The sequence below is a fragment of the Rhodothermaceae bacterium genome (assembly GCA_009838195.1).
Lineage (GTDB): Bacteria > Bacteroidota > Rhodothermia > Rhodothermales > Bin80 > Bin80.
In genome coordinates, this window is the sequence record VXSC01000022.1 from 114,085 (window position 1) to 126,715 (window position 12,631).

Here is a 12,631-nt window from a genome sequence, read left to right on the forward strand (position 1 = left end):
GATGTGGGCCCAGAGGGACTTGAACCCCCGACCGACGGATTATGAGTCCGCTGCTCTAACCGACTGAGCTATGGGCCCAATATGAACCAAATTAAGGCTTATCGCGTTGGGAAGACGTATACTAGAGTTGATTCTGTCACCGTTTTACGTTGATAAAATGAAAAATCTCACGCTCGTATCCATCCTCTTGCTTTCAGGGATGATCTGCAGCGCGTCGAGATCACAGGATGCCCCTGATCCCGCTCCTGATGTGATGATAGATCTCTCGCATAGCTTCGATTCGACCACAATCCATTGGCCAACCGTCCAGGGATTTAAGCTCCATGAGACTGTCAAAGGATGGCAGGAGCCCGGTTACTACTACGAGGCAAACTCGTTTGAAATGGCAGAACATACCGGTACCCATATGGATGCTCCGATTCACTTTGCGGAGGGGAAGTGGTCCGCCCACGAAATCCCCCTGGAAAACCTTATCGGACCAGGGGTTGTAGTGGATGTGAGTGATCAGGTGGCCGAGAATCGGGATTATCAAATCGGTGTTGTTGATCTGGAATCGTGGGAAACCGAACATGGGAGGCTGCCGGATGGGGCAATGGTGTTATTTCGAACTGGCTTTGGCGAGTACTGGCCCGACCCCGTCAAGTATATGGGCACTGATTTGTTGGGACCGGAAGCGCTACCACACCTTGATTTTCCAGGTATCGGGGCAGATGCGGCACGGTGGCTACGGGATGAACGTAGTGTGGATGCTGTCGGAATTGATACGGCCAGCCTTGATTATGGCCAGTCAGACACTTACGAAAGTCATCAGGAGCTCTTTCAGGGCAACATTATTGGATTTGAAAATCTGGCAAACCTAGATAAATTGCCTCCCAAGGGGTTTACGATTATTGCTTTACCCATGAAGATCAAGGGTGGCAGTGGTGGTCCAGTCCGAATCATAGCTATGATGCACAACTAAAATGGTAAGCAAGAAAATTGACAAAATTGATGCCCGCATTCTGAACCTCCTGCAGGCCTCGGGGAGGATGAAGCGGGTCGACATCGCCGCACGCGTCGGGTTAAGTATGACCAGTGTAAGCGATCGCATGCGAAAGCTTGAGGCAAACGGATTCCTGACAGGCTATCATGCAACCGTGGATCCGAAGGAGATGGGGTTTGATATTACTGCCTTTATTCGCGTTGCAGTGGATACGTCAAGTAATTATGCCACCCTCATTGAGCATGTTTGTGGTTGCAACGAAGTACTTGAAGCGCATTCGATCACGGGAGAAGGCTCTCACATTCTGAAGGTTAGATCGCATGATACGACCTCGTTGGAGCGATTGCTTGGCAGTATTCAATCCTGGCCAGGGGTAACGGGCACGAGAACCAGCATTGTTCTGAGCACCTACAAGGAGACGCGTGAATTGCCTGTATCCCCAGATAACTAGCTCGCTCGACAACTAGTATCGTCGCACATGAGCGGATGAACCGAATGCCTGAAGATCAGACGAAGACCGGATGGTCAGCGTCCAGTCAGAAGGATCGTGAGCTGGTTTCCCGCGCACTGGAAGGGGATCAGCGCGCGTACGCACTGCTCGTTCAAAAATACCAGAAAGGGCTGTCCCTGCACATTAAGCGTACGATTGGGGAGACAAAAGGGATTGAAGATTTGGTTCAGGAGGCGTTCATGAAGGCATTCAATGCTTTGGATACGTACTCCACCAGTTACGCGTTTTCAACCTGGCTCTACAAGATTGCGTCCAATCATGCGATTGATTATAAGCGCAAGCGAAGGCTGGCGACGATCTCGTTGGACAAGCCAACGCAGACCAAAGAGGGTGAGGTCCGTCAGCAAGTCCCCGATACCACGTACCGGCCGGACCGTAAAATTGAGGGTGGACAGCGTACGAATATCATTCAGGAAGCGATTGATTCGCTGCCTCCCAAGTATCACCGGGTAATCGTAATGCGGCACCAGCAGGAAAAATCCTACGAAGAAATTGCTCAGGAACTGGATCTCCCACTCGGAACCGTCAAGGCGCATATTTTCCGGGCCCGGAGACTATTATACACACGCCTGCGGGATAAGCGTGATTCGCTGTGAGAGCTGAGACCATCGGGATCCGAAATGTTCAGGCACAGGACCGCACAAGACTGTGCATGGATAACCGAATCTGCAGTGATCCAACCCCCTCAATTGTATATTCAAGAAATTACAGATTAAGAAGCGTATGATTCAGCGATACACCCATTCGGTTATGCAGAAACTCTGGAGTGAGCAGCGCCAGTTTGAGGTGTGGCTTCAGGTAGAGTTGGCAGTTTGCGAGGCGTGGTCCAGGATCGGAGTCATTCCCGAAGATGAAGTTCAAACCCTTCGGGAAAACGCATCCTTTGACCTGCAGCGGATTCACGAGATAGAAGAATCTACGCGGCATGATGTGGTTGCGTTTACGCGTGCGGTCAGCGAGGGACTTGGACCGGAAAAGAAGTGGGTCCATTATGGCCTTACCTCATCCGATGTTGTAGATACGGCCTGGTCCGTACGGCTTGCAGAAGCGAATCAATACATTGGAGAAGCCCTTGAGGCCCTACTCAAGGTCTTGCATGACCGGGCCCTTGAGCACCGTGATACTCTAATGATGGGCAGGACCCATGGAGTGCATGCAGAACCGACCACCTTTGGGCTGAAGCTTGCGCTCTATTATGCAGAGATGGGCCGAAACCTTGCACGGTTCAAAGCGGCTGCTGAGGAGGTTCGAACAGGGAAATTGTCTGGAGCCGTCGGAACGTTTGCTCATACGCCACCGGAGGTCGAACGAATCACCTGTGAACTCCTCGGCCTTGAACCAGAGCCAATTGCTACGCAGGTAATCCAGCGGGATCGCCATGCAAATTACGTGAGCGTACTGGCACTCATAGGGGCCAGCCTTGAAAAGATTGCTGTGGAAATTCGGCACTTGCAGCGCAGCGAAGTCAGAGAGGTCGAGGAAGCGTTTGGGAAAGGGCAGAAAGGTTCCAGTGCCATGCCGCATAAACGCAATCCCATTGGTAGCGAAAATATCACGGGTTGCGCGCGGTTACTGCGCGGCTATATGGTGGCAGCAATGGAAAATGTAGCCTTGTGGCATGAGAGAGATATTTCACACTCCAGTGTGGAACGTGTGATTCTCCCCGATGCAACTACGGTCGTACATTATGCTCTGCTGAGATTGACACGTATTCTTCAAAACTTGGTTGTCTACCCTGATCGCATGCAGAAGAACCTGGATGCAACCTACGGTTTGTATAACAGCCAGCGATTGATGCTGCACCTGATTGACCACGGGCTGACGCGCGAAGAAGCATATGACCTAGTTCAGCCCCTTGCAATGCAAAGTTGGAAGGAAGGGAAGCCATTTGAGTCGTTGGTCCTGGCTTCTGCGGAGGTCATGTCCCATACCTCCACGAAAGAGGTTCGAGATCTCTTCAATGCAGCCCACCATACGAAACAGGTGGATTTACTTTTCTCACGCGTAGGAATTACAAGCTCTAACCCTTGATTCATCACAAAAAAATCGAAGGGCATGATATATTGCCTGAAGGTTTTTTTTTGCAAGGAGTTAAAACCACGGTTTGAGTCATGTTGTGCGGAATAGCCGATCGAGCGATGCGTACCCTGCTGGTGAGTGTGGTCGTCTGCGTACTTGCTGAGCCTGTTTTTGCACAGACGGGGGCGGTTACCGGCAAGGTCACTGATTCAGAAACAGGCCTGCCGCTGATCGGTGCGAATGTGTTCATCACGGGGACGGCGATTGGACGTGCGACGGACACAGAGGGAGTCTTTGAGATCCGTAATCTTGCTCCCGGAGTCTATACGCTGCGTGTCAGTTTTGTTGGCTATGCGGCCCAGGAATCTCAGATCACCTTGACTGCGGGTGAGAATTATATATGGAATGTTGCTTTGGTGCCGGGAACGGATTTCGATCCGGTTCAGGTGACGGCCGGGCGCCGGAACGAGAAAGCACTGGATGCGCCTGCATCCATTGATGTGATCATTCCACGGGAGTTTCAACTGGACGTTGCTCCGACGATGGCGCAATCGCTGCGGAATGTGACGGGGGTGGATATGGTACAAACCGGAGTAGATCGCTATGAAATCGTGCTCCGGGGATTCAATAATGTCTTTTCGCGGACCACTCACGTACTGACCGATTACAGGAAAGCCGGTGCGGCATCGGTTGGGGTCAACCTGCACAATATTATGCCAAGCCTGGCTATTGACACGGAACGGATCGAAGTTGTACGTGGGCCAGGATCTGCACTTTACGGTCCTGGTGGAGATACCGGGGTCATCCATTATATCTCTAAAGATGCGTTCAGTTATCCTGGAACCACGGTTTCGGTAAGTGGGGGACAGCGATCCATGTTCAATGTCCAGGGCCGCATCGCAACCGTCTTGGGAAAAAATCTTGGCGTAAAATTGATTGGCAACTATGCAACGGCAGATGATTTTGCTCTTCAGGACTGTGATCCCTTACTTCTCGAAGCAGAGCGGTTCAGTGAGTGCCCCGATCCAGAGGATGCAGTGCAGCTGTTCGTAGACGGTGAACGCGAGATCCGGCAGCGTAAGCTGGTATTGTCGGGCAGCGTGGATTGGCGCATGAGTGGTCAAACCACACTTTCAGTCAATGGGGGTATTGCCAACCTTGATGGGACTATGCTCAGCAGTATTGGCACCGTTCAGGCCAAAGGATTGATCACCGGCTATGCTCAGCTTCGATTGGCCAGCGGACCATTCTTCGCGCAGGCTTATGTGAATGCAATCGATTCGCGTGATTCATACATATACGGGGGAGATCTCATTACAGAAGTTTCGGAAGAGTATGTACTGCAGGGTCAGTACAGGCAGGCGATTGGCTCTCGGCAGGAATTGATCGCAGGCGTTGACGTGACGCTGGAGCATGTGGACAAATTCGGCGCATATGTACAGTCAACCACAAAGATTTCGGACCGACTAGAATTGACGCTCGCACTTCGGGGAGACTACAACAACGTAGTGACGGACATTCAGGCATCTCCCCGGGTTGCACTTGTTCTAAAACCGACACCATCGTCAAGTCTGCGTGCAACATACAACCGCAGCTTTTCCTCGCCGCTTGCCACCGACTACTTCCTCAATATAGTTGCTGCTTCCCTTGGAGATCTCAATGTGCGGGCACGCGGTGGAGAAAGCGGCTTCACCTATTCCCGGAACCCGGACTATTTGACGCTCGGAGCTCCAACGGCGCTTGTCGCTTCTAGCATGCTTCCTGGTATGGAAGGCGTGCCAACTCCCGTTGGAATTGATACCGGTGTGATGTACGGACTGATTTACGAGGGATTAGTAGCAATCCCGGACGCTGACTTGGCCATGATGCTGGCGGATGCAGGGGTAAATATTCCCGCCTCATTGATCTCTCTTTTGAAGCAGGGACTAAGACCTGAAGTTACCCCGGTTCAGGGATTCAGTCCTGGAACTTTGGCATTACCCAATCTCAGTACACTAGAGCTCGTAACTGATCCTGAATTGAATAACCTCCCGGATTTGGGGCCGATTAAACCTGCAATGACCCAGTCATGGGAGGTCGGATACAAAGGAATCGTTCGCGATAAGCTCTTGTTCACGGTGGATGGGTATTTTGCGAAGCGGGAAAATTTTATCGGTCCACTCCAGGCCAAGACTCCGTTTGTGCTTGTCCCGAATCTGCAACAGGATCTCATCCGGGATATTTCGGCTGGGTTCGCAGCAAACGAAGACATCGTAAATGTACTGGGGTTACTGGGCTTAACTCCCCAAGAAGGTGCAGAAATATTGGTCAATGTCGCCGGGGATGATCTTCCCGACAGTGAAACTCCCATCGCGATCGTACAGACAAACGAGAATAACATGGGGGTGGGGCATTTTCCAGAGCTTATGTTGACCTATCCGATCTTTGGAAGCATTCAGTACTTCGGCATGGATATTTCAGCTCGGATCCTTGCCAGTGATAAACTGATGTTTTTCGGGAATGCATCCTGGATTAGTGACGATTATTTTGATCACACGGAGCTGGGCGAAGGATCCGAGGATTTGGAGCTGGCACTCAACGCTCCCGGCTTCAAATTCAAGGTTGGTGGGCAATACCAGCGCAGGAACGGCTTATCGCTGACTGCATCCGGGCGGTTCATGAAGGGTTTTCCTGTCATAGCAGGGCAGTATATAGGGGAAGTTGAGAGCTATACAATTGTTGATGTTGGTGTGGGATATTCGATCTATAAGGCTGGAATTCGCGCAGACCTGGGGATCAATAATCTTTTCAACAGCAATCACCGTGAGTTTGTAGGTGCTCCCAGGCTCGGTCGTGTTGCGTCTTTCCGACTCACCTACACAACGGATCGTGGAAGTTGAAGAGTGGGCAATCTATAGTTCTATGTGTTAAATTAGAAAAGGATGGATTCGAGGCGCAACAATGGGAGAGTTACAGAAGGATAGTGTTGAGGCTGATTCCAGACCATGCGGTTGAGCGTGTCGTGTCAAACATTCACAAAATCTAGAACAATGTGCACTACAAGAAAAATCTTTGGGATCGTTTTATTTCTGCTGTTTTTTGTATCTCCCAGTTGGGTTTATGCTCAATCGGCCTCGGTGACCGGCGTCGTTACAGATGCGGAGACTAGCCTCCCACTATTCGGGGCGAATGTGGTTCATGTTGGCTCTGGACAAGGGACAGCTACCGATGAATCCGGGCAGTATACACTTGAGGGATTGCCGGAAGGAGCCGGCGTCATTCGGATATCCTATACGGGATACAGGTCCGTTGAAATCGAAGTCAATCTCTCCGGGGTAGAAACACAGACTCTTGATGTAGGTCTGGTGAGTGGAGTGGATCTGGAACAGATACAGGTTACCGCTGGCCGACGGCAGGAGAAGGTATTGGACGCGCCCGCATCCATTGACGTGATTTTGGCCCAGGACCTCGCGCGCGCGGTTGTCCCTTCGACAGTTATGTCTCTGCGTGCTGTCACAGGACTTGATATGGCCCAAACCGGAATAGATCGGAATGAAGTAGTTCTGCGAGGTTTCAGCAATGTATTTTCCGGAGCCACGTTGGTTTTGACGGACTATCGTGATGCCGGCTCACCTGCTATTGGAGTAAACCTGCATACCCTGATGCCCAACATTTCAGTAGATCTGGATCGGGTGGAAGTTGTGCGAGGTCCGGGATCTGCGCTCTATGGTGCGGGCGTGGATGCAGGAGTCATTCATTACATCACCAAGGATGCCTTTACACATCCAGGGGCTACGGTTTCGGTCAGTGGAGGAGAACAATCTCAGATGAATGTACAAGCTCGGGTTGCGAGAGTGCTGACTGACCGCATTGGTGTCAAAGTAACCGGTTCGTATGCGACTGCGGAGGATTTTGCTCTTCAGAGCTGTGATCCTTCGCTTCTCGAAGCGAGCAAATTTGATCAGTGTCCTGATCCAGACGATGCAGTACAGCTTTTCGTGGACGGTGAGCGAGACACAGAGGTCAACAAGTACACCGTTGCGGGGGATCTGTCATTCCGCTTGGGAACCGGGACAACGTTGTCCTTGAACGGTGGAATCGGTGTACTCAAGGGGGCGATGTTAAGTGGGATCGGCACGATTCAAGGGGATAACTATCGGTATTCGTTCGCCCAGGCACGGCTATCCAGCGAAAACTTTTTCGCGCAATTTTTCGTCAACGTCAATGATTCTGGTGATTCCTATGTGTATGGGGGAGAGCCAGTCACCGAACATTCTCGCGAGTATGTGATGCAGGCCCAGTACGATATGCAATTTGGTGCCCGTCAGTCATTGATCGTGGGAGTGGATTTTGAGTTGACCCGCCCAGATACAAAAGGGACCGTCTTGGGACGCAACGAGGATAATGATAACATTGATGAATATGGGGTGTATGCGCAGTCGACGACAACAATCACCAATCGTGTCGAATTGACACTGGCATTGCGTGGGGACTATAATGACGTTGTCGACAAAGTCCAGGCCTCCCCGCGTGTTGGACTGGTGGTGAAGCCCACTCCAAACTCAAGCTTCCGCGCAACCTATAACCGCAGTTTCTCGTCCCCCTCGGCGACCAACAACTGGTTGGATATAGTCGCTGCAGTGCTGCCGGGTAATTTAAAAGTACGCGGACGAGGTGCGGCCACTGGCTTTACCTATGAGCGGAATCCAGACTATCTGGCGTTAGGTGCCTCAACGGATCTTGTTGCGTCAAGTCTATTGCCAGGGGCGGAGGGAGCTCCAACTCCGGTGGGGATCAGTACCGGAGTAGTCTACGGGCTGATGTACCAGGGACTAGTTGCAATCCCCGATGAAGACCTAGCCCAGATGCTCGCCAATGCCGGTCTGAATGTACCTATACAACTGGTTTCAGCGCTGAAGGACGCTTTCAGCCCCACGTCAACGGTGGTAGAGGGGTTCAGTCCAGGGGTTCTAGGGGCATTGAATCTCAGCACGCTTAGTATAGATTTTGGATTAACGGATCTGGAGGATGTTGATCCCCTCCAACAGACGATATCTCAGGCGTTTGAGGTGGGCTACAAGGGAATTATTGGTGAAAAGGTATTGTTTGCTGCGGATGTCTACTATGCGACAAAGAAAAATTTCATAGGCTCTCTCCAAGTGCGTACGCCACTGGTTTTGGTTCCGACCCTTGCTCAGGATCTTGTTCGGGATATTTCAACGGGAATTGCGAATAATTCCACACTGGCCGGTGCACTCGGGCTCTTCGGTCTGACCGCGGAGCAGGCTGCGCAACTATTGGTAGATGTCGCGGGCAGCCAGTTGCCAAATCCATCAACACCGATCGCAATCGTGCAACCCAGAGAGAATAATCCGGGTGTCGGTCAAGTACCAGAGATCATGCTGGCCTATCCTAATTTTGGAAATATCCAGTACTATGGCGCGGATGTATCTTTGCAGGTGCTTGCTACCCGTGCACTCTCCCTGTTCGGAAATCTGTCCTGGGTGAGTGACGACTTCTTTGATCATACGGAATTGAATGAGGACCATGAGGACCAAGTGCTTGCACTGAACGCGCCAAGTTTGAAGTTTAAGTTTGGTGGGCAGTACGAGCACCGAAGTGGGTTCAGTGTGAATGCATCCGGTCGTTACATAAAGGGATTTCGGATGCTTTCGGGGCCCTATGACGGTGACGTACCATCCTATTTTGTTGTGGATTTAGGTGCTGGTTATGAAATCAATCCGACACTTCGGGTAGACCTTGGCATCAACAATGCGGCCAACAGCGATCACCGGGAGTTTGTCGGTGCACCTAGGTTGGGTCGTCTTGCAAGCGCACGTTTGACCTATACCGCGGACTGGAGGTAAAATTTGGGGGTTAGCAGTCGAATATATAATCCCCAATTCTCCTTACTGCGTATAACTTCACGGCCATGGATTCGTGGAGGAGGGGTCTGGGCGTAACGTGACCAGAAAAATGGGTTTGCCGCCGCGGTTTACTTCAGTGGTCTGCATTTTTCTGGCGGAGTAGTCGCGCGGCAGCCCGTAGTAGCAGAGTACGGAGTCGATAGTATAGATCATTTGTGATTCCAGGTTCTATCCCTCAGCAGTTGAGATGAGTGCAGCAATGTGTATCTTCGTGAATAACACAGTTTTTATGGTCTATAGTAGGAAACCAACGATTTGATATGAGTGCTGAATTCACTGCACTGTTGATTATGTTGGGGCTGGCCACAGGCCTTGCCCTGACGTTGCTTCTTGCTCAGCGACTCCTTGGTCCGCGAAGACCGAATCGGGTAAAGGTCGGCGCCTATGAGAGTGGGATGGATCCCATTGGGACGGCGCATCAGCGGTTTTCTGTAAAGTTCTATCTGGTCGCGATGATCTTTATTGTTTTTGATGTAGAAGTCGTCTTTCTGTATCCATGGGCGGTCAGCCATCGACACTTCCTGGAAGCAGGGATTGGGATGGGGGTACTCGCAGCCGTTACGATATTTGTCATCATTCTTGCAGTTGGGCTATTGTATGACATTAAAAAGGGGGGACTCGAGTTCGATTAGCGAAACAGAGCGCACAGATTTTCATAAAATCAATCAAGCTTTTATGCAATGGATTCAACGACTGGATACTTAACGACTACGGTTGATGCTGTGGTCAACTGGGCACGGTCCAATTCGCTGATGCCGATGCCGATGGGCCTTGCGTGCTGTGCCATCGAGATGATGGCATTTGGGGGTCCCAAGTACGATGTTGGGAGGTTTGGCAGCGAGGCAATGCGGTTTTCTCCCCGTCAGGCTGATCTGATGATCGTCGCGGGATGGTGCAGTTACAAGATGGCACATGCCATACGGCGTGTCTGGGATCAGATGGCCGACCCAAAATGGTGCATTGCAATGGGAGCATGTGCATCCAGCGGGGGCATGCATCGTTGTTACGGGGTTGTCCAGGGGATCGACAATTTTATGCCGGTTGACGTGTACATCCCCGGTTGTCCTCCCAGACCGGAAGCGGTCATTCATGCGTTGATGGATATTCAGGAGAAAATCCGCAATGAATACTCGGTGACTCAGGACTATGCGAGTGGACCGAAAGAGTCAGCGGCGCAATCAGGCAAGCCGGGAATCTTGACTGAAGATGGCCGCAAGGTAGCCTTGAATGCGTCAAGCCTAGCTGATGCCTGAGACACTTCCGTTTCATTTTACCCCCGTTGACGAGGCGCGTGCAGACGAAAAAAATGTGCACGAGAAAGCGTCTACCAACGTGGCAGACACGATTGAGACGCTCAAGAAGCAGTTCCCCGGGTCAATTACGGAGGTATCCGTATATGCGGGTGAATATACGGCGTTTGTGAAGCGAGATTCCCTATTGCAGATTTGCACTGCATTGAAGGAATCACTGGGCTTCGTCTATTTGGCAGATCTGGCCGGGGTCGATCGTTTTCGTGAGGATGCACCCCGCTATGAGGTGTACTACTGCATGGTTAACCTCGAGACCAATAAACGCCTTCGACTCAAGGTGCTGGTTGACGAAGAGGATGCGGTTGTTCCGTCGTTAATCGGTCTCTTCAAGGCAGCAGATTGGAACGAGCGAGAGTGCTATGATATGTTGGGGATTCGCTTTGAGGGACATCCCGATCTTCGGCGAATGTATATGCCGGAAGATTTTGAGTATCATCCTCAGCGTAAGGAATTTCCACTTCTTGGGATTCCGGGATCCCTGCCACTTCCTCCACGGACCCCTGAAGGGGAGTTGACCATGGATCCCTTTGCGGCTGCCCACAGTGGCAGTCCCGCCAAGAGTTATCAAGAGCCCGAGGGAGAGTAAATGTCAGTGGCAACCCCTTATCATGACCGGGAGGCAATCTTCTCGTTCTGGCCCAGGCACAACGAGACCTTGCTCAAGCGACTTGAGAGTAAAGATGCGTGGCTGAGCACAAAGCGGGGGATCGAAGTTTCGCGCGTAGAGGATGCACTTGAGCATGAGATGACCCTCAATATCGGACCACAGCATCCGGCTACTCATGGTGTACTCCGATGCGTCGTGAAACTCGATGGCGAGCGGATTGAGAAGTGTGTATTGGACATTGGGTACTTACACCGGGGGATCGAAAAACTTGCAGAGAGCAAGACCTATCAGGAGTTCATGCCCTACACAGACCGCATGGATTACCTCTCTCCCTATGCAAATAACGTGGCCTGGTGTATGGCAGTGGAAAAACTTGCCAACATTGAAGTCCCTGACCGTGCGCAATGGATCCGGATGATCATGTGTGAATTGGCCCGTATTTCCTCGCACCTGTTGTGGTTGGGAGTTGGGTTGATGGATGCAGGGGCCGTCAGTGTTTTTCTGTGGACTTTCCAGGGACGAGAGGATCTCTACAATATCTTTGATGAAGTGTCCGGTGCGCGCTTTACAGTGTCTCACAGCCGTATCGGTGGATTGGCAACGGACCTAAGTCCAACTGCCATTACAATGATCAAAGATTTTGCAACCAGCTACGAAGAAATTATCAAAGGTTGGCAGAAACTTCTTAACCGTAACCGCATCTGGATTGATCGAAATAAGGATGTTGGTGTGATCAACAAAGAGGAAGCAATTGAACTCGGGCTCACTGGTCCGAATCTGCGTGGCAGTGGAGTACCCTACGACATCCGAATATTTGAACCCTATCTGAAATATGACGAGGTTGATTTTACGATCCCGCTCCGGGAAGAGGGGGATTGTTTAGCTCGCTATCATATTCGCATGGAAGAGATGCTTGAGAGTATCAAGATCATCAACCAGTGTCTGGATCGGTTGCCGGAAGGGCCAATCCGGACGGATGATGCAAAAAAAGCGTACCCGTCCAAGGATGAGGTGTATTACTCCATGGAGGGGATGATACATGATTTCATGTACACGGAGACCGGGGTTACACCCCCCAAAGGAGCCGTGGCTTATCATGCAATTGAATCACCGAAAGGCGAATTGGGGTTTTATCTTGAAAGTGATGGAACCGGATGCCCATGGCGTGCGCGTTTGAATGCACCGTCCTTTACCAATTTGCAGGGTTTGGAATCAATGATGGAAGGACACCCGGTTGCCGACATTGTTGTGCTGATTGGCTCAATTGATCCGGTTATGGGGGAGGCGGACAGGTAG

10 protein-coding genes and 1 tRNA gene are annotated in these 12,631 nt (G+C 51.3%); 10 read left to right on the forward strand and 1 reads right to left on the reverse strand.

Features of this window, described 5'->3' with window-relative positions:
• Nucleotides 1–4: 4 nt before the first annotated feature.
• Nucleotides 5–78: transfer RNA gene (locus F4Y64_05430), tRNA-Ile, on the reverse strand.
• A gap of 79 nt (nucleotides 79–157) precedes the next feature.
• Between F4Y64_05430 and F4Y64_05435 the strand changes: the two genes are divergently transcribed.
• From F4Y64_05435 to F4Y64_05480, 10 genes are all read left to right on the forward strand, one after another.
• Nucleotides 158–961 (forward strand): cyclase family protein, encoded by an 804-nt coding sequence (locus F4Y64_05435; protein ID MXX97040.1) that lies wholly within the window; start codon nucleotides 158–160, stop codon nucleotides 959–961.
• A 1-nt stretch (nucleotide 962) separates the two neighbouring features.
• A complete protein-coding gene (locus F4Y64_05440; GenBank protein ID MXX97041.1) occupies nucleotides 963–1,433 on the forward strand; it encodes an Lrp/AsnC family transcriptional regulator in 471 nt (156 codons plus the stop codon).
• 44 nt (nucleotides 1,434–1,477) lie between these two features.
• Nucleotides 1,478–2,089 carry a sigma-70 family RNA polymerase sigma factor gene (locus F4Y64_05445; GenBank protein MXX97042.1) on the forward strand — a complete coding sequence of 204 codons (612 nt, stop codon included), beginning with the start codon at nucleotides 1,478–1,480 and terminating at the stop codon, nucleotides 2,087–2,089.
• A 127-nt stretch (nucleotides 2,090–2,216) separates the two neighbouring features.
• The gene (purB, locus tag F4Y64_05450) at nucleotides 2,217–3,524 is read left to right on the forward strand and encodes an adenylosuccinate lyase (protein ID MXX97043.1); all 1,308 of its coding nucleotides are present in this window, start codon (nucleotides 2,217–2,219) and stop codon (nucleotides 3,522–3,524) included.
• Between the two features lie 80 nt (nucleotides 3,525–3,604).
• Nucleotides 3,605–6,391: a TonB-dependent receptor gene (locus F4Y64_05455; protein MXX97044.1), complete on the forward strand. Its 2,787-nt coding sequence runs from the start codon at nucleotides 3,605–3,607 to the stop codon at nucleotides 6,389–6,391.
• Nucleotides 6,392–6,496: 105 nt separating this feature from the next.
• Entirely contained in the window at nucleotides 6,497–9,358 is a 2,862-nt protein-coding gene (locus tag F4Y64_05460; protein ID MXX97045.1) for a TonB-dependent receptor, read from the forward strand.
• A gap of 320 nt (nucleotides 9,359–9,678) precedes the next feature.
• Nucleotides 9,679–10,050: an NADH-quinone oxidoreductase subunit A gene (locus tag F4Y64_05465; GenBank protein MXX97046.1), complete on the forward strand. Its 372-nt coding sequence runs from the start codon at nucleotides 9,679–9,681 to the stop codon at nucleotides 10,048–10,050.
• Nucleotides 10,051–10,098: 48 nt separating this feature from the next.
• Nucleotides 10,099–10,671, forward strand: coding sequence for an NADH-quinone oxidoreductase subunit B (locus tag F4Y64_05470; protein MXX97047.1), 573 nt, complete (start codon nucleotides 10,099–10,101; stop codon nucleotides 10,669–10,671).
• Complete coding sequence (locus tag F4Y64_05475) at nucleotides 10,664–11,314, forward strand: NADH-quinone oxidoreductase subunit C (GenBank protein ID MXX97048.1); 651 nt, start codon at nucleotides 10,664–10,666, stop codon at nucleotides 11,312–11,314. Before F4Y64_05470 ends, F4Y64_05475 begins: the two co-directional genes overlap by 8 nt.
• Nucleotides 11,315–12,631: an NADH-quinone oxidoreductase subunit D gene (locus tag F4Y64_05480; protein MXX97049.1), complete on the forward strand. Its 1,317-nt coding sequence runs from the start codon at nucleotides 11,315–11,317 to the stop codon at nucleotides 12,629–12,631.